The 17117-nt window shown below is 63.7% G+C and carries 16 protein-coding genes; 3 read left to right on the forward strand and 13 right to left on the reverse strand.

The window, feature by feature from the left end; translation table 11 throughout:
* Nucleotides 1-6 precede the first annotated feature (6 nt).
* Complete coding sequence (locus AC1ROT_RS02085) at nt 7-492, reverse strand: molybdopterin-guanine dinucleotide biosynthesis protein A (protein ID WP_492970388.1); 486 nt, start codon at nt 490-492, stop codon at nt 7-9.
* Between the two features lie 140 nt (nt 493-632).
* Here AC1ROT_RS02085 and AC1ROT_RS02090 point away from each other — a divergent pair, with 140 nt between their 5' ends.
* Nucleotides 633-1403: an NAD kinase gene (locus tag AC1ROT_RS02090; protein ID WP_492997060.1), complete on the forward strand. Its 771-nt coding sequence runs from the start codon at nt 633-635 to the stop codon at nt 1401-1403.
* 53 nt (nt 1404-1456) lie between these two features.
* Here the strand turns inward: AC1ROT_RS02090 and AC1ROT_RS02095 are convergent, their stop codons facing one another.
* From AC1ROT_RS02095 to msrA, 4 genes are all read right to left on the reverse strand, one after another.
* Entirely contained in the window at nt 1457-3040 is a 1584-nt protein-coding gene (locus AC1ROT_RS02095; protein ID WP_492970765.1) for an ABC transporter substrate-binding protein, read from the reverse strand.
* An 85-nt stretch (nt 3041-3125) separates the two neighbouring features.
* Nucleotides 3126-3737 (reverse strand): LysE family translocator, encoded by a 612-nt coding sequence (locus AC1ROT_RS02100; RefSeq protein WP_492997061.1) that lies wholly within the window; start codon nt 3735-3737, stop codon nt 3126-3128.
* Entirely contained in the window at nt 3734-4195 is a 462-nt protein-coding gene (locus AC1ROT_RS02105) for an Lrp/AsnC family transcriptional regulator (RefSeq protein WP_492970385.1), read from the reverse strand. The genes AC1ROT_RS02100 and AC1ROT_RS02105 overlap by 4 nt, the downstream gene beginning before the upstream one ends.
* Before the next feature lie 42 nt (nt 4196-4237).
* Nucleotides 4238-4900, reverse strand: a complete 663-nt coding sequence (msrA, locus tag AC1ROT_RS02110) for a peptide-methionine (S)-S-oxide reductase MsrA (protein WP_492997062.1) — start codon at nt 4898-4900, stop codon at nt 4238-4240.
* 144 nt (nt 4901-5044) lie between these two features.
* Here msrA and AC1ROT_RS02115 point away from each other — a divergent pair, with 144 nt between their 5' ends.
* Nucleotides 5045-5989 (forward strand): DMT family transporter, encoded by a 945-nt coding sequence (locus tag AC1ROT_RS02115; protein WP_492970383.1) that lies wholly within the window; start codon nt 5045-5047, stop codon nt 5987-5989.
* Between the two features lie 6 nt (nt 5990-5995).
* Here AC1ROT_RS02115 and AC1ROT_RS02120 read toward each other — a convergent pair whose 3' ends face one another.
* Nucleotides 5996-6670: a GntR family transcriptional regulator gene (locus tag AC1ROT_RS02120; protein WP_492970382.1), complete on the reverse strand. Its 675-nt coding sequence runs from the start codon at nt 6668-6670 to the stop codon at nt 5996-5998.
* A gap of 116 nt (nt 6671-6786) precedes the next feature.
* Between AC1ROT_RS02120 and AC1ROT_RS02125 the strand changes: the two genes are divergently transcribed.
* Nucleotides 6787-7125, forward strand: coding sequence for a DUF1491 family protein (locus AC1ROT_RS02125; protein WP_492970381.1), 339 nt, complete (start codon nt 6787-6789; stop codon nt 7123-7125).
* Here the strand turns inward: AC1ROT_RS02125 and cysG are convergent.
* From cysG to ntrB, 7 genes are read right to left on the reverse strand one after another with little or no spacing between them, the layout of a single operon-like run.
* Nucleotides 7122-8552 carry a siroheme synthase CysG gene (gene cysG, locus AC1ROT_RS02130; RefSeq protein ID WP_492997063.1) on the reverse strand — a complete coding sequence of 477 codons (1431 nt, stop codon included), beginning with the start codon at nt 8550-8552 and terminating at the stop codon, nt 7122-7124. The two genes, AC1ROT_RS02125 and cysG, sit on opposite strands and share 4 nt — an antisense overlap.
* The gene (locus AC1ROT_RS02135; RefSeq protein ID WP_492997064.1) at nt 8524-11196 is read right to left on the reverse strand and encodes a nitrate reductase; all 2673 of its coding nucleotides are present in this window, start codon (nt 11194-11196) and stop codon (nt 8524-8526) included. Before AC1ROT_RS02135 ends, cysG begins: the two co-directional genes overlap by 29 nt.
* A 4-nt stretch (nt 11197-11200) precedes the next feature.
* On the reverse strand, nt 11201-11554 hold the full coding sequence (gene nirD / locus AC1ROT_RS02140) for a nitrite reductase small subunit NirD (protein ID WP_492970378.1): 354 nt from the start codon (nt 11552-11554) through the stop codon (nt 11201-11203).
* A 21-nt stretch (nt 11555-11575) separates the two neighbouring features.
* The gene (gene nirB, locus AC1ROT_RS02145; RefSeq protein WP_492997065.1) at nt 11576-14029 is read right to left on the reverse strand and encodes a nitrite reductase large subunit NirB; all 2454 of its coding nucleotides are present in this window, start codon (nt 14027-14029) and stop codon (nt 11576-11578) included.
* A gap of 46 nt (nt 14030-14075) precedes the next feature.
* The gene (locus AC1ROT_RS02150) at nt 14076-14876 is read right to left on the reverse strand and encodes an ABC transporter ATP-binding protein (RefSeq protein ID WP_492970376.1); all 801 of its coding nucleotides are present in this window, start codon (nt 14874-14876) and stop codon (nt 14076-14078) included.
* 10 nt (nt 14877-14886) lie between these two features.
* Nucleotides 14887-16200: a CmpA/NrtA family ABC transporter substrate-binding protein gene (locus AC1ROT_RS02155; protein ID WP_492997066.1), complete on the reverse strand. Its 1314-nt coding sequence runs from the start codon at nt 16198-16200 to the stop codon at nt 14887-14889.
* 11 nt (nt 16201-16211) lie between these two features.
* Complete coding sequence (ntrB, locus tag AC1ROT_RS02160; protein ID WP_492970374.1) at nt 16212-17108, reverse strand: nitrate ABC transporter permease; 897 nt, start codon at nt 17106-17108, stop codon at nt 16212-16214.
* Nucleotides 17109-17117 lie beyond the last annotated feature (9 nt).

Raw genomic sequence — 17117 nt, forward strand, 5'->3', positions numbered from 1 at the left:
AATCCTCTATTTCAGATCGATGCGATGAGCGAAAGTCTGCCCATCGGAAATGGTCAATTCCTCAAAGCCCAGCATACGGGCCAGGTCGAGGAAGGTCAGCATATCCTGCAGGCCGTTGTCGCGAAACACCGGCGCGCCTCGCGCAATGCTGGTCATCTGCGCCAGCACCGCCCGCGCCTGATACAGGCCGCGGAACCCGTTCCCGATGGCGACGATAATCAGGCGCTCGAAGTCCTCGCCCTTGGCGAACATGACAAAGGTGGGCGGATAGGGCCGGGCATTCTGCTGGTAGGCCAGCCCGGTGACAAAACCCAGGCGCACATCGCCCGATGCCTCGGGCATTACCACGGCGCGCGCCTTGTAGACCTCGCGGGATGTGAGCGGCGGATAATAGTAACCCGCATGGCGATCCTTTTCCGCCGCGTCAGCCATACCGGCCAGCAACAGCACGGCCAGGGCCTGGATGATGAAAACCTGTCTGAACCGACGCATCAGCATCCCACACCCCTGTAGCTGGCAATCCCGCCTTCGACGGCCGCGCCGAGGGCTGTCCGCCCCCTGCCCGGCTGGTTATACTGACCGCAGTTGCAGGTCTGAAGTCGCTCCAACCAAGGCTGGCGGGCACGTATCCCATGACGCAGTTTAACAAGATCGCCTTTGTTGCCGCCAGAGGCGATGCCGCCGAGGCCGCGCGCGCACGGCTGGCCGCACGCTATGGCGATGTGGCGCCGGAAAAGGCCGATGTGATCGTGGCGCTCGGTGGCGACGGCTACATGCTGCAGACCCTGCACCAGTATATGACCGGCCAGACGCCGATCTATGGCATGAATCAGGGCACGCTGGGCTTCCTGATGAACGAATACAGCGAAGACAGCCTCGTCGAGCGGCTGAACGAAGCCCAGGCCGCCACTGTGCATCCGCTGCGCATGCGTGCCACCACCGCCTCGGGCAAAAGCCATGAAGCGCTGGCGATCAACGAGGTGGCGCTGCTGCGGCAGACGCGCCAGACCGCCAAGCTGCGCATCCTGATCGATGGCCGCGTGCGCGTGGAGGAACTGGTCTGCGACGGCACCCTGGTGGCGACGCCAGCCGGCTCCACCGCCTATAACCTGTCCGCCCACGGCCCGGTGCTGCCGCTTTCGGCCGGGGTGCTGGCACTGACGCCAATCAGCGCCTTCCGGCCGCGCCGCTGGCGCGGCGCCCTGCTCGGCCGCAATGCCATCGTGAAAATCGAAGTGCTGGAAACCGCCAAGCGTCCGGTCTCGGCGACCGCCGATTTCAACGAAGTGCGCGATGTGGTGAGCGTGGAAATCCGCGAGGCGCCGGATCTCAGCCTGACCCTGCTGTTCGATGCCGGCCACAGCCTGGAAGAGCGCATCCTCAACGAACAGTTCCTCTCATAAAAAAACGCCGCGGAATCGCTCCCGCGGCGTCTTTGTTTCCGGCTATGCCGCGGTCAGTCGCGGGCGACGCCGTTGGCGACCGTGTACTGGTCGGCCCGCGCCTTGTAGCTGAGGCCCTTGCGGGTCGCCCAGGGCGTGATCTCGATATGCAGCGGGATCAGCGCCTGGTCGTCCATCGCCATCTTCGAGCCCTGCTGCAGCAGCATTTCGCGCTTGCCATTGTCGACGGTGCCGAGCGCCTGTTCGATGATTGCATCGAGCTGCGGGTTCGAATACCGGCCCTTGTTGGTGCCGCCGAAGCCCTTTTCGCGGATCGGCGTGGCGACCAGCGAGCGCAGCGGATCCGACATTTCGCCGGTGCCGGCGCCCCAGCCAGCCAGATAGGCGGAATACTTGAACTCGTCGCGGTTCTTGAAGAACACGGTGGCCGTGGTGGCATCCACCTTGGTCTTCACACCGATACGGGTCCACTGCGACGCCACCGCCTGTGCCACTTCGGCATCATTGATATAGCGGTTGTTCGGCGTGCCCAGCGTGATGCTGAAGCCGTTCGGATAGCCGGCATCGGCGAGCAGCTTCTTGGCCGCGTCGGAATTGAAGGCTTCCGGCTTGGCATCCTTGCGGGTACCGAACATCGGCGACGGCAGGAAGTCGCCAGTCGGCTGGCCCAGGCCTTCCATGATGCGGCTGGTGATGGCGTCGCGGTTGATCGCCATTGACAGCGCCTTGCGGACCCGCACGTCCTTCAGCGGATTCTTGTCGGTCACGTCGGTGATGCCCAGCGTGGCCGGCGTGCTGAAGCTGTCGAGATGGATGTAGATCAGGCGGTTCGAAACGGCCTGGCTAATCTTCACATTCGGATTCTCGCGCAGCTTCTTCAGGTCGGCCGGCGGCGGATTCTCGATCATGTCGACATCGCCGGCAAGCAGGGCTGCCACACGGGCGGCGTCATTCGACATCGGGCGATAGATCACCCGTTCCCACTTCGGCTTGTCGCCCCAGTAATCCTTGTTAGCAGCAAAGACGATGCGGTTGCCGCGGGTCCACTCGACGAACTTGTAGGCGCCGGTGCCGACCAGGCCTTCGCCCTTGCCGAGCGCTTCGGTGGTCATGCCCTCGGCCACATCGGCCTTGGCGGCTTTGGACGACATGATGGCGACGCGGCTGACATCGGTCGGCAGCAGCGGCGCGGGCGCCTTGGTGATGAACTGCACGGTGAAGTCGTCGACCACCTTCACTTCGCTGAACGAGCGGGTGAACAGCGTGAACGGCGACGGGCTGTTCGGCACCTTGGCCGGGCGCGCCATGGAGAAGACGACGTCGGCCGCGGTAAACGGCGAACCGTCATGGAACTTCACGCCCTTGCGCAGCTTGAATTCCCAGGTGGTGTCGTTGAGCGCCGTCCAGCTTTCGGCCAGACCGGGCACCAGCTTCTGGGTCTCGTCCTGCAGGATCAGGGTGTCGAAAATGGTGAAAGCGAGTTGGTTGTTCGGACCGAGATTGTGATAGTGCGGGTCCATCGCGCTCGGCTCGGTCGAAATGCCGATTTTGAGTTCCTGGGCCGACAGCATCGGCGCGGCCAACACGCCAGTCGTCAGCAGCAGCGCCGCGCCCAACGTTTTCCATCGCATCATCATCACGGATATCTCCTTTAAATGGCGCCTCGTTGCGCCAAACTGGGGACGCAGCTTGCCGATTCAGCCCGGGGCTGACAAGGCTTGGCTAGAGCACGAGTGCGAGTGCGAACAGGATCAGCGCACTACCGGCAATACGATTGATCCAGACCCGCGCCGTGCGACCGATCCGCTGTCGTAATGCCGCCACGCCACCGCTCAAAACAGCCCACCAAAGCAGCGAACCGATGAAAACCCCGGCAACCGCCATGGCCGCTGCATCCAGCGTCGGATCGGCTGCCAGCCCCAGTCCGGCAAACAGGGCGGCAAAGGACAGAATGGTTGTCGGATTACTCATGGTCAGCACTAATGTGACAGCGAAAAGCCGCAGGGGCCGGCCAGCCTGCGGCAGGTCGGCGGCCGCATCGGTCACCGGACTGGTGATGGTTTTCCAGCCGAGCCAGAGCATAAAGGCTGCCCCCGCCCAATGCAGAACACCCTGTACCGGCCCGATACGGCCGGCCAGGGCGGCAAAGCCGGCTGCCGCCAGCGCGGCATACACGGCATCGGCCACGGCAGTGCCGATTCCGCCGCTGAATCCGGCCCAGAATCCGCCGGCCAGACTACGCTGGATGCACAACACGCCAATCGGTCCCACCGGCATGGCGACCGCCAGCCCGAGCAGGATGCCGCGCAGAAAAAGCTCTGAATCCGCCGTCACGTCCGGGGTACCGGGATCGCAATGGCCGCGGTTTCCTTGGCCGTGGACAGCACAATGATGCTCTGGCTGCGGGGAATGCCCGGCAACGCCTTGATGCGGCGGGCCACCAGGTCCTCCAGCGAGGCTAGGCTCGCCGTGCGCACCTTCAGCAGGTAGGACCAGTCACTAGCCACATGATGGCATTCCTGGATGGTGGGTTCTTCCCGCACCAGGGCCAGAAAAGCCGGCTCATGCTCCGGCCGTTCAATCAGGACATAGACGAAGGCGAGAACTTCGCAGCCGACGGCTACCGGGTCCAGGCGCGCTGTCCAACCAGCGATGGCGCCCTGCTTTTCCAGCTTTTTCAGCCGCTCGTTCACCGCCGAAACCGACAGGCCGATAACCGCCCCGATCTCTCCGTACGAACTACGCCCGAATACCTGAATATGCTCTAGTATTTTCCGATCAAAGTCGTCCATGCCGTGTTTTTATACGGCATGGACGCCAAAAGTAAGAAAAACTTACTGCACAACCTCGAGGCCGATGGGACAGGAGACCCCGGTTCCACCTAACCCACAGTAACCATTGGGATTCTTGGCCAGATACTGCTGATGGTAATCCTCGGCATAATAAAATGGCGGCGCATCAAGGATTTCGGTGGTGATCTTGCCCCGCCGAGCCTTGGTCAGCGCCACCTGATAAGCCGCGCGCGAGGCTTCCGCTACCCGCCGCTGTTCGGCCGAATGGACATAAATCCCGGAGCGATACTGGGTACCGGTGTCGTTGCCCTGACGCATGCCCTGGGTCGGATCGTGGCTTTCCCAGAAAATCTTCAGCAGGGCGGCATAGGAGATCACCTTCGGGTCGAAGGCCACCTGCACCACCTCGTTATGGCCGGTCAGGCCGCTGCAGACCTCTTCATAAGTCGGATTCGGCGTATAACCGGCGGCATAGCCCACCGCCGTGCTGTAGACGCCCGGTCCCGCCTGCCAGAATTTGCGCTCCGCACCCCAGAAGCAGCCCAGCCCGAACGTCGCCAGTTCGATCCCCTCGGGGAACGGGCCTTTGATCGCATGGCCGTTGACGAAATGCTTGGCCGGGACCGGCATGACGCTGCTGCGGCCGGGCAAGGCCTTGTCGCGCGCAGGCAATTCAATCTTATGACGCGGTGCAGTGAACCACATGGCAATCTCCAGGGTCGGCGGATCGGCTGTCAGTAATATAGTACGCAGCCCTGCATTCCGCACAGGACTGCCTTGCAGGCCGGCGGGTATCCGGCCGCAGGCAATATAGGTAGTGTGCCGTTTTACAGAATCAAAATCACAACAATGCGTCCCGTCCCGCCATCTCCCGCTGCCATACCTTTCTATGCCCGCCTGTTCGGCTACGGCACCCGTCGCGGCGTGGCCTCGATGATTCTGGGCATGGGCGCCTTCGTCACCAACGACACCCTGATCAAACTGGCCAGCACCACCACACCGACCGGCCAGCTGATCACACTGCGCAATATCATAGCCACCCTGCTTCTGCTGGCGCTGGTCTTCGCCACCGGCCAGGTGGCCCAGTTGCGCCGCGCCATCAACCCCGCAGTCATGGCGCGCAGCAGCCTGGATGTGATCGCCACGATTCTTTACCTGGTGGCGCTGTTCCACATGCCGATCGGCAATATCACGGCGATCAACATGAGCACGCCGCTGCTGATGACCGCCGTAGCAGCGATGTTTCTGCAGGTCCCGGTTGGCTGGCGGCGCTGGACCGCAGTGGTTGTCGGCTTCGGCGGTATTATGCTGATCGTTCAGCCCCGCGCTGAAGGCTTTAACGCCTATGCGCTGGTGGCAATGGCCTCCACTATTTTCATCGTGACGCGTGACCTGACCACGCGTCGGATCGACCAGAACATTCCCTCATTGGTCATCGCATTGACCAATTCGATCTTCGTACTGGGCGGCGCACTGATACTCTCGGTTTTTGAAGGCTGGGCCAGTATCACCTGGCGCGAATACCTCTTGCTGGCCAGCGCCGGCGTCTTCTTGATTATCGGTTATCTGCTGATCGTCGACGCCTTCCGTCATGGCGACCTCGCCACCGTCGGGCCCTTCCGCTACACCGGGCTGATCTTCGCTCTGGTCTCGGGTTTCGTGGTTTGGGGCGATATCCCCAATCTGCTGGCCTGGGGCGGAATCGTCATTGTCGTCGGCAGCGGCCTCTACGTGCTGCACCGCGAACGCATCCGCGCCCAGGACGAGGCAACACGCAGCATGCCGGTCAAGTAACGGCGATTATTTCGTGAATTCTTCCGAGGCGACGTCGACCGTGCCGATGTGATGCGCCATAGCCTGTTCGGCCGCACCGGCATCGCCCTGCAGGATCGCCCGCACCACGGCATCATGTTCGGCGAACGAACTGGCCAGACGGCCGACGAGACGAAACTGGGCCCGGCGGAACGGCGACAGGCGCTGACGCACCGTCATCGTATTCTCCACCAGCGCCGTATTATGCGTGCCTTCGTAGATCAGGGTGTGGAATGCGACATTCATCGCCGCATAGGCGTCGATCTCACCGTCGCGCACCATGAAGCGCGACCGCTCGTGCAGTTCTTCCAGCTTCTTGCGCTCGCCCGCGGTCATGCGCTGGGCGGCATAGCGTGCGCTGATCGCCTCCAGCTCGCGCATCACCTCGAACAGGTCATGCATATGCTGGCGACTGGGAATGGCGACCAGGGCGCCGCGATGGGGGCGGATTTCGACCAGACCGGTTTCGACCAGGGCTTTCAGGGCTTCGCGCACCGGAGTGCGCGACACGCCGAAACGGTCGGCCAGATCCTGTTCTTCCAGGCGGGCACCGGGCGGCAGGGCGCCGGACAGAATCTCATCGGCAATGCGCTGGCGCAGGGTTCCTGCGCGGGTGCGTTTGCCCGCGATGTCGAGATCGATCTCCGGTTTCAACTGGTTCATCTGGCTCTCCGGAACCGACTCACAGTCTACCAGCGGCCCGCGCCCCCCGCCAGCATGCCTCCGCCGCCTTGTGACCCTGCCTTGTGGCGGGCGCCATTCCGGGGCAGGGTGCGGCCATGAGCGAAGCAAGGCTGAAAACCCGGCTGCTGGTCCAGGCGGTGCTGCGACGATACGACCTGGAAGCGATTCCGGTGGCGATCCGCCGCAAGGGCGACCCGGATGCCGGCACCGTGCTGCTCAAAATCGCCTTCAGTGCTCAGGAGGCCATGGTGCTGGGCCAGGCCCGGGATGCCGAGGGGCGGGCCGGCTGGCTGAAGCTGGGCGGCGCCGACCGTCTGAGCGATGCCGAAGCCGAAGCCGCCATCGAAAAGGCGATCCGCCGCGACCCCGATCTGTATGTGATCGAGGTGGAAGACCCCAAGGGACGGGTCTTCGTCGAAGGACCGATCCTCTAGGCGATACGGGTGATCCGTTCGGTCGGCGCGGCGACAGCCTTTCGCTGCGCTGCGGCAAACACCTGGCCAATTCCCACCAGCACAGGGCTGTCGATCCCCATCTGCTGCAGGCCCTCGCCCAGCTGCGCCAGCGAACCATGCCAGCGCTGCTCCTCGGGCCGCGAAACGGCAGACACGACAACCACCGGCGTACCGGCCGGCAACCCCTGCCCGATCAGCCGCGCGGCAAAGTCACCACCGGTGCGACCGGCCATGTAGACCATCAGCGATGTCTCGGCATCGGCCAGTCCACGCCAGTCCAGATCATCAGGCAGGCCGCCGCGCCGTGAATGGCCGGTAACGAAGCGCACCGAATGCGCGGCATCGCGATGAGTGAGCGACACGCCGAGGCTGGAGGCTGCCGCCAGCGCCGCCGTGATGCCCGGCACCACCGTGACTGGGATACCCGCGGCATCCAGCGCCGCAATCTCCTCGCCGGCACGACCGAAGACCATCGGATCACCGGCCTTCAGCCGCACCACGCGCTTGCCCTGCGCCGCCAGCTTGATCATCAGGGCATTGATCTCTTCCTGTTTGCAGCTCGGCCGGCCGCCGCGCTTGCCCACCATCATGCGCCGGGCTTCGCGCCGGGCCAGTTCCAGCACATCGTCAGAAACCAGATCGTCGAACAGGATCACATCGGCCGACTGCAGAGCGCGCATGGCCTTCAGGGTCAACAGCTCGGCATCGCCGGGACCAGCGCCCACCAGCGTGACATGCCCGGTCACAGTGGCAGCCCGGCCCTGCAGCAGTTCACTGTCAGATGGCACCGTGGGTTCGAGGAAGGCGCGTTCTGCAAACCGCTCCCAGAAGCTGCGGCGCTGCGCCACCGTAGGCAGGCGTTCGGCCAGATGACGGCGAATGCTCTTCGCAGCCATGGCCCAGCGGCTGAGCGTGGCGGGCAGTACCGTCTCGATGCGGCGACGGATCGCCTGCGCCAGCACCGGCGCGGCGCCATCGGTGGAAATGCCGATCACCACGGGCGAACGGTTGACGATGGCGCCGAACTGCACGTCGCAATGAGCCGGCTTGTCTATCACTGAGCAGATCGCACCGGCGGTCCGGGCCGCCGCATGGAAAGCCGCACCTTCAACATCATCCGCGGCGTCGATAACGGCCAGGGTTACATTGCGGAGGTCATCCGGCTGCCAGCCGCGTTCGATCCGCAAGACATCCAGGGCCAGAATCTCGGCACTGAAGTCATTGGCATAAACTGTCACGCTGGCGCCCGCCGCCCCCAGCAGCTCGGCCTTCCAGGCCGCCGCCGCCGTACCGCCGGCGACGATAGCGGACTTGCCGTGCAGATCGAGGAATACCGGCAGTTTCGCCAGTTGCCCGATGCGCTGCGCCTGCACGGCTTCAGCCGGCTTTCTGGATACGGGCTGCATCGATGATCCTCCGGATTTCACTACGGCAGGAGCCGCAATTGGTGCCGGCCTGGGTCGCGACACCAACGGCTTCAACGGTCTGACAGCCGGCGCTGGCTGCGCCGGCAATCTGGTTGCTGCCGATGTCGAAACAGGCACAGACGATAGCGCCGCGATCGGGCTGATCCGCACCGGCACGGCCGGCTAGCAGACGCAATCGCGCGGCCGGATTGGCAACCACCAGCCCCAGCTGTTCCGCCGCCCAGGCGCGCGACACCGCCACCGGCTCCGGGCCGACAAACAATGCGCCGATCAGCTGCTGATCGCGAAAGGCAGCAAAGCGATGCTGGCGCGAAGCCGCATCGTGATAGGCCAGAACTTCGACCGTGGCATCTTCGGCAATGCCGAACAGCATGCGGGCAAAGACCGTCCAGTCCTGCGGCAGGGCCTCATCGGCGAGTTCCAGCCGCCAGCCATCCTTTGCACGCGCCAGAGTCCAGTAACCGGCTTCGATCTCTGCCGGCTTGTGCGCCATGACGGCAAAGCCGTACCAGGCCGCCTCATAAGACCGCAGCGATACGGCGGTGAATTTCAGTTCGGGCTGGCCGGAAACCGGATCGGTCGCCGGATTGACCAGCGTATCGACCCGGGCCTGCGCGCTCAGCTGGTCGGTCCAGTGCAACGGCGCGAAGATCGTGCCGCGCTTCTGGTCCGGTGTCACCAGTACGCGGGCCAGCATGCGTCCGCGGGAGTTCTCGATCACCGCCAGACCGGCGGCGGCAACGCCAAAACGCGTGGCATCGTCGGGATGCACTTCCACAAAAGGCTCGGCGATATGGCCCATCAGCCGCGGCGACAGCGCCGTGCGGGTCATGGTGTGCCACTGGTCACGTATCCGGCCGGTATTCAGCACCAGCGGCCATTCATCCGAGACCTGCTCCATGGGTGCCTTGAATGGCGTGGCGATAAAGCGCGCGCGGCGATCAGGCGTGTAAAAGCGCCCATCGGCAAAGAAACGGCGCTCGCTGCGGTCCGTGCCGGCGACATAGGGCCATTGAAAGGGCGACAGGCTCTCATATTCGGTGGCGGTGATCTCACCCAGAGCGGAAATGTCGAAGTCACGGCCGCCATCATTCTCGACACCGCTGAGTTGCGCATATTCGCGGAACACATCGGCCGGACGCTCATAGGCAAAGCTGTCGCTCCAGCCCATGCGCTTTGCCACCTCGGTGAAAATCCACCAGTCCGGCCTTGCTTCGCCTGGCATCGGCAGGAAGGGGCGCTGGCGCGAGATACGGCGTTCGGAGTTGGTTACCGTACCATCTTTTTCACCCCAGGCGGCGGCCGGCAGCAGCACATGGGCATGGCGCGCCGTATCGGTCACCGCCATGACATCGGATACCACAACGAAGGGGCAGGCTTTCAGCGCCGCCTGCACATCGTCGGCATCGGGCAGGCTGTCCACCGGATTGGTGCCGGCGATCCAGATGGCCTTCACCGCGCCATCCTTCACGGCACGAAACAGGTCGACGGCCTTCAGGCCCGACTTGTCGGCGATGCGCGGTGACTTCCAGAAACCTTGAACAATGCGGCGATGACCGGCATCGCTCAGCTCCATATGGCAGGCCAACTGGTTGGCCAGGCCGCCGACCTCACGACCGCCCATGGCATTGGGCTGGCCGGTGATCGAGAACGGGCCGGTACCCGGCTTGCCGATGCGGCCGGTGAAGAGGTGGCAATTGAGGATGCTGTTGACCTTGTCGCTGCCGCTGCTCGACTGGTTGACACCCTGCGAGAAGCCGGTGACGACGCGCTCGGTGCGGGCAAACAGATCGTAGAACCGTCGCAGCTCGACCTGGCTCAGGCCGGTGACTTCGGCCACCTCGGCCAGCGACAGGCCGCGCGACGCGGCCAGTGCCGCGGCGATGCCGGAGGTATGCGCATCGACAAAAGCAGCATCCGCCTTGCCGGCATCCATCAGATGCACCAGCAGCCCGTTGAACAGCGCGACATCGGAACCGGGATTGAGCGCCAGATGCAGGTCACCGGACCGTGCCGTCATGGTGCGGCGCGGATCGATGACGACAACGGTCATGTCCGGGCGCGCCGTCTTGGCGGCGGCCAGACGCTGGAACAGCACCGGATGGCACCAAGCGAGATTCGAGCCGACCAGCACGACCAGATCGGCCTGCTCGAAATCCTCATAGCTGCCCGGCACCGTATCGGTGCCGAAGGCGCGCTTGTGCCCCGCCACGGCCGAAGCCATGCAGAGCCGGGAATTGGTGTCGATATTGCCCGAGCCGATAAAACCCTTCATCAGCTTGTTGGCGACGTAATAATCCTCGGTGAGCAACTGGCCCGAGACATAAAAGGCCACCGAGTCCGGGCCATGCTGCGCAATGGTATCGGCAAACACGGAGGCCACGCGATCCAGGGCCGTATTCCAAGTCGTGCGAGCGCCCTCCACGACCGGATGCAGCAGCCGCTCGTCCAGGCCGAGTGTTTCGCCCAGCGCCGAGCCCTTGGAGCAGGTGCGGCCGAAATTGGCCGGATGGTCAGCGTCGCCTTTCACCGCCACGTTGCCGGCTTCATCCCGCGTCACCGTCAGGCCGCAGCCAACCCCGCAATAGGGGCAAGTCGTGCGAGTCTCGGTGACGCCCGTCATGATGTCAGGCCGCCTGTACTGCCATGCCAGAATCGATTCCCGGCCAGGACAGCAGAATACGCCCGTCTTTCAGCTGTACGGCGATGCTGCGCGTGCAGCCTTCGTCGGCGCCCTGGGCCTCGCCGGTCCGGAGGTCGATCAGCCAGTTATGCAGCGGGCAGCTCACGGCATCGCCCTGCACTATGCCCTGCGACAGCGGGCCGCCCTTATGCGGACATTTGTCGTCGAGGGCGAAAATCTTGTCATCCATGGTGCGGAACACCGCAATGTCGCCACGCGAGGTCTTCACCACACGGGCGCCGCGCTGCGGGATATCATCCAGCGTACCGATATCGAGCCAGTCGTTGCTCATTTTCATCACCGGTCTCTCCTACGCGCCTTACTCGGCCGCCTGCGCCACGCGCAGATCGGCCAGCGGCTTGTACTCATGGGCAAAGGCGCCCTCCACCCGCTGGGCCCAGGGATCGATCTGGGCGAAGACCTGCGAATACTCGAAACGGGCCGACAGCGCCTTGCGACGCTCAACATCCTCGATGAGCTGCTGCTTCACCGTGTCGAGACCAACGCGATGCAGCCATTTATGAATGCGGTCGAGGTAATGCGCCTGCTCGCGATAGAGCTGCATGATGGCGCCGGTGAATTCCAGAACCTCGGCCTCGGTTTCCACCTTGTGGAACAGGATGGTCTGCTTGACCTCGAGGCCGGCAGCACCGGCGATATGCAGTTCGTAACCGGAATCGACACAGATAATGCCGATATCCTTCACGGTCGCCTCGGCGCAATTGCGCGGGCAGCCCGAGACGCCGAGTTTGACCTTATGCGGCGTCCAGCTGCCCCAGGTGTATTTCTCCAGCCTGATGCCCAGGCCGGTGGAATCCTGGGTGCCGAAGCGACACCATTCTGTGCCGACGCAGGTCTTCACCGTGCGCAGCCCCTTGGCATAGGCATGACCCGAGACCATGCCGGCCGCATTGAGATCGGCCCAGACACCGGGCAGGTCTTCTTTTTTCACGCCCAGCAGGTCGATACGCTGGCCGCCCGTCACTTTCACGGTCGGGATATTGAACTTGTCGGCTACATCGGCGATGGCGCGCAGCTCCTTGGCGCTGGTGACACCGCCCCACATGCGCGGAACGACGGAGTATGTGCCATCCTTCTGGATATTGGCGTGCGCGCGTTCGTTGATGAAGCGCGACTGGTTGTCATCCACATATTCGCCGGGCCAGGTGGCGATCAGGTAGAAGTTCAACGCGGGACGGCATTTGCTGCAGCCGCAGGAGGTCTTCCACTCCAGCTCCTGCATCACCGCCGGGATCGATTTCAGTTCCTTGGCGACGATCAACCGGCGCACATCGTCATGGCTGAGGTCGGTGCAGCCGCACATGCCTTTCACTTCGGCCGGCTTGTAGCCGTCGCCGAGCGTGAAGCCGATCAGCTTTTCCACCAGGCCGGTACAGGAGCCGCAGGAGGCCGAAGCCTTGGTGGTGGCGCGCACCTCCTCCAGGCTGGTCAGGCCATTGCTGGTGATGGCGGAAACGATCTTGCCTTTGCACACGCCGTTGCAACCGCAGATCTCTGCCTCATCCGGCAAGGCTGCAACGGCCGCCATAGGGTCCAGGGGGGACCCTCCGGCGTAACCCTGACCGAAGATCAGGGTTTCACGCAGATCGCTGATATCCTTCTGCTCGCGCAGCAGCTGGAAGAACCAGGCGCCATCCTCGGTATCGCCATAGAGCACAGCGCCAATGATCTGCTGGTCCTTGATCACCAGCCGCTTGTAGACGCCGCGACTGGCATCGCGCAGCACGATCTCCTCGCGATCCTTGGCCTCGGCGAAATCGCCGGCCGAGTAGAGGTTGATGCCGGTGACCTTCAGCTTGGTGGCGGTGACCGAGCCGTTATAGGCGGCCGGCTCGCCGATCAGTGTTTTGGCCAGCACGCCGGCCATATCGTAAAGCGGCGCGACCAGGCCATAGGTGGCGCCACGATGTTCGGCGCATTCGCCCAGCGCGAAAATATCCGGGTCGGACGTGCGCATCTGGTCGTCGACCACAATGCCGCGGTTGACAGTCAGGCCCGCCTCCTTGCCCACCGTGGCATTGGGCTTGATGCCGACGGCCATCACCACCAGGTCGGCCGGGATCACCGTGCCGTCCTTCAGCTCGACGCCCTCGACCTTCTTCTCGCCCAGGATCGCCTTGGTATCGGCGCCGGTCAGCACCTTGATGCCGCGTTCCTCGATGGCCTTTTTCAGCAGATAGCCGGCCGCCGGATCGAGCTGGCGCTCCATCAGGGTCGGCATCAGATGCAGCACCGTCACCTGCATGCCCTGCTCCGCCAGGCCGGCCGCCGCCTCCAGGCCGAGCAGGCCGCCGCCGATCACCACGGCGTTGCCACGCGCTTTGGCGGCCAGGATCATGGCATCGACGTCATCGAGATCGCGGTAGGACAACACGCCGGGCAGCTTGTGGCCGGGCACCGGAATGATGAAGGGCACCGATCCGGTGGCAATCACCAGCTTGTCGTAAGGCTCGGTCAGGCCATTATCTGTGGAAATGGTCTTCGCTGCGCAGTCAATACCGGTTACGCGGGTGCCCTTGTGCAGGGTAATGCCGTTGTTGATGTACCAGCCATCGCCATGGATGACGATCTGCTCATAGGTCTTCTCGCCCGACAGCACCGGCGACAGCATGATGCGGTCGTAATTGACCCGCGGCTCAGCATTGAAGATTGTCACATCGTAACGGCCCGGAGCGGCCTCGAACAGTTTCTCCAGCATGCGGCCAGGCGCCATGCCGTTGCCGACGATGACCAGTTTCTCTTTCTCAGCCATGGCTCATACTCCGTCGCATAGACATATCGACGTCCTCTCTAACTGTTCAGGCGGCGTGCACGGCCGGGGCGCGATGGCGCGCATACAGGAATTCCATGATCTGCTGGCGGCAGCGCGCATATTCCGGATCGGTCGCGAGCGCCAGGCGGTTGCGCGGCCGCGCCAGCTTGACCTCGAGGATTTCACCGATGGTGGCGGCCGGCCCGTTGGTCATCATCACCACGCGGTCGGACAGCAGCACGGCCTCGTCCACATCATGGGTAATCATGATAACGGTGTTCTTCAGCTTGGCCTGCAGGTCCATCACCGTATCCTGCAGGGTCGCGCGGGTGAGCGCGTCCAGTGCGCCGAAGGGTTCGTCCAGCAGCAGAACCTTGGGCTCCATGGCGAGCGCGCGCGCAATCCCCACGCGCTGTTTCATGCCGCCGGAAATTTCCTGCGGGCGCTTGTCCAGCGCGTGATCCATGCCGACCAGCGCCAGGTTATGCCGGGTCCATTCGTCGCGCTCGGTCTTCGACTTGGTCTTGCTGTGCACCTTGTCCACGGCCAGACGTACATTGTCGTACACGGTCAGCCAGGGCAGCAGCGAGTGATTCTGGAACACCACGGCACGGTCGGGGCCGGGATCGGTCACTTCCTTCGCCTCCAGCAATACGCCACCGGTGGTGGCGCGCTGCAGGCCGGCAACGATGTTGAGCAGGGTCGACTTGCCGCAGCCGGAATGGCCGATCAGGGCGACATATTCACCACTGTTGATCTCCAGCTTGATATCGCGCAGCGCGATGAAGGGGCCATTGGCGCCCTTGAAGGTCATGCCGACGTCTTCGATGCTGAGATAGGCAGTCATGCTGGCACTCCTATTGATTCGCGCTGGGGCGTCGCTTGGCGACGGTGGTGGTCTGGGGTTCACGAGCGACGGCCGGCGCCGGCGGGCGCGCCGAAGACACATACGAGCCGTCAAAGAAGAGATCGGCGCCCATCTCGATCGGCGCGCTGGCCTGGGCCAGAGTCCAGGGACCGGCATGCAGGCCTTCCGGCTTGCGATCGATCAGCGGGAACGGGCGATCCAGAGCGGCGGCAGCTTCGCGATAGAGATCGGTGCGATAAACCGCATCGGCCACGGCGGCGATATCGGTGCCGGGATCGATCAGCTTCCAGCGCTGCATCTCGCTCAGGTACCATTCGGCCTGGCTGCGCCAGGGGAAGTTCGCCGCATAACGGCCGAAGACGATGAAATCGGGCATATGCTCGGGGCTGACATCGAGGCCGTAACGCACTACGCCCAGCATGCCGAGCCGGATCGCTTCCGCCGCTTCCGGACCGATATACTCGGGGCGCGCCATGATCTCGACGCCTTCCAGACGGTTCTCCGGCCGGTCGAGCCATTCGGCCGCTTCGATCAGGGCCATCAGCATCAGCTTGTGCGTGAGCGGATTCCGTTCCACCCACTCGCGATTGCAGCCGATCACCTTTTCGATACGATTGTTCCAGATTTCATAGCCCGAGATCAGGATGCGGCCGACGCCGCGGAGCACCGCCAGGGAATTCCACGGATCGCCAACGCAGAAGCCATCGATCTCGCCGGCCGCCAGGCGATCCGTCATCTGCGGCGGCGGCACCACCACCAGCTGCACATCGCGATCCGGATCGATGCCGGCCGAAGCCAGCCAGTACCGCAGCTGGATCTGATGCGAAGAATAATTGAACACGGTGGCGAAGGTGAGCTTGTCGCGGCCGGCCTTGCGGTCCGCGGCGATCAGACGGCGCAGCACATTGCCGGCCTCATGCCGGTCGTGCAGCAGGGCTGGCTCGGCCTCCAGCAGGCGATTCCACAATTTGGCCGAGATCGTCACGGCATTGCCGTTCAGGTTCAGCGCAAACGACGTGATCTGCGGCTTCTTCCAGCCACCGGCGCCCAATGTGGCGGCCAGCGGCATCGGCGCCAGCATATGGGCGGCGTCGAGTGCCCCCAGCGCCACCTTGTCGCGCATATTGGCCCAGGAGGGCTCGCGCTGTAGGGTGACATCCAGGCCATGGCGCTCGAAAAAGCCCTTCTCTTTGGCAACGATCAGCGGCGCGCAATCGGTCAGCGCGATGAAACCGATCCGCATGGCGGTCGGGGCCGCCGTACTGGCGGCCCTCACAGCCTTCTTCCTCGGATGGCGTGCCATACCTGCAGCTCCTACTGCGCCGAGGTGTAGCCGCCGATGCGGCTGCCGATGAAGCCGATCAGGCGGTCGAGCATGAAGCCGACCAGACCGACATAGATGAGCGCGAGGATGATCTCGCTGATCAGCGAGCTGTTCCAGGCATCCCAGATGAAGAAGCCGATCCCGACGCCGCCGATCAGCATTTCCGCGGCCACGATGGCGAGCCAGCTCAGGCCGATGCCGATCTTCAGGCCGGTGAACATGAACGGCACGGTGGCCGGCAGCATGATCTTGTAGAAGAATTCAAGACCGTTGAGCCGCAGCACCCGCGACACATTGCGGTAATCCTGCGGAATATTGCGGATGCCGACCGCGGTATTGAGGATGATCGGCCAGATCGCCGTGATGGTGATGACGAAGATGGCCGAAGGATCCGCATGGCGGAAGGCCGCCAGCGACAGCGGCAACCAAGCCAGCGGCGGCACGGTACGCAGAACCTGGAAGATCGGATCGAGGCCGCGGAAAGCCAGCGTCGACTGGCCGATCAGCACGCCCAGCGCAATACCGGCGACCGCCGCCAGCGAGAAGCCGATGGCGACGCGCTTCAGGCTGGAAGCCAGATGCCAGAACATGCCCTTGTTGAGGCCGCCCTTGTCGAAGAAGGGATCAATGATCAGCTCCCAGGTATCGGCCACCACTTTGGACGGCGGCGGCAGCGTGGCCTTCGGGCCGGAACAGGCGACTTCCCAGATGACGCCAAGCAGCGCAAGGAACAGCAGCGGCGGCAGAACGCGTGTGGCGATGAAATGCAGGCCGCTCAGCACACGCGGATACAGGGCGGCGAGAATACTCTCGCCGCCCCCCAGTTCCGCCTTGCTCAGCACATCGGTCTTGATGGCCATGGACAGCTCCTTGTCGTGAGCAGACATCAGATCACC

It is taken from the genome of Ferrovibrio sp. GW821-FHT12E11, assembly GCF_058806975.1.

Coding starts and splice junctions, on each gene's coding strand:
- AC1ROT_RS02085 (WP_492970388.1), bottom strand. CDS start 492: ATGCGTCGGTTCAGACAGGTTTTCATCATCCAGGCCCTGGCCGTGCTG.
- AC1ROT_RS02090 (WP_492997060.1), top strand. CDS start 633: ATGACGCAGTTTAACAAGATCGCCTTTGTTGCCGCCAGAGGCGATGCC.
- AC1ROT_RS02095 (WP_492970765.1), bottom strand. CDS start 3,040: ATGATGATGCGATGGAAAACGTTGGGCGCGGCGCTGCTGCTGACGACT.
- AC1ROT_RS02105 (WP_492970385.1), bottom strand. CDS start 4,195: ATGGACGACTTTGATCGGAAAATACTAGAGCATATTCAGGTATTCGGG.
- msrA (WP_492997062.1), bottom strand. CDS start 4,900: ATGTGGTTCACTGCACCGCGTCATAAGATTGAATTGCCTGCGCGCGAC.
- AC1ROT_RS02115 (WP_492970383.1), top strand. CDS start 5,045: ATGCGTCCCGTCCCGCCATCTCCCGCTGCCATACCTTTCTATGCCCGC.
- AC1ROT_RS02120 (WP_492970382.1), bottom strand. CDS start 6,670: ATGAACCAGTTGAAACCGGAGATCGATCTCGACATCGCGGGCAAACGC.
- AC1ROT_RS02125 (WP_492970381.1), top strand. CDS start 6,787: ATGAGCGAAGCAAGGCTGAAAACCCGGCTGCTGGTCCAGGCGGTGCTG.
- cysG (WP_492997063.1), bottom strand. CDS start 8,552: ATGCAGCCCGTATCCAGAAAGCCGGCTGAAGCCGTGCAGGCGCAGCGC.
- AC1ROT_RS02135 (WP_492997064.1), bottom strand. CDS start 11,196: ATGACGGGCGTCACCGAGACTCGCACGACTTGCCCCTATTGCGGGGTT.
- nirD (WP_492970378.1), bottom strand. CDS start 11,554: ATGAAAATGAGCAACGACTGGCTCGATATCGGTACGCTGGATGATATC.
- nirB (WP_492997065.1), bottom strand. CDS start 14,029: ATGGCTGAGAAAGAGAAACTGGTCATCGTCGGCAACGGCATGGCGCCT.
- AC1ROT_RS02150 (WP_492970376.1), bottom strand. CDS start 14,876: ATGACTGCCTATCTCAGCATCGAAGACGTCGGCATGACCTTCAAGGGC.
- AC1ROT_RS02155 (WP_492997066.1), bottom strand. CDS start 16,200: ATGGCACGCCATCCGAGGAAGAAGGCTGTGAGGGCCGCCAGTACGGCG.
- ntrB (WP_492970374.1), bottom strand. CDS start 17,108: ATGTCTGCTCACGACAAGGAGCTGTCCATGGCCATCAAGACCGATGTG.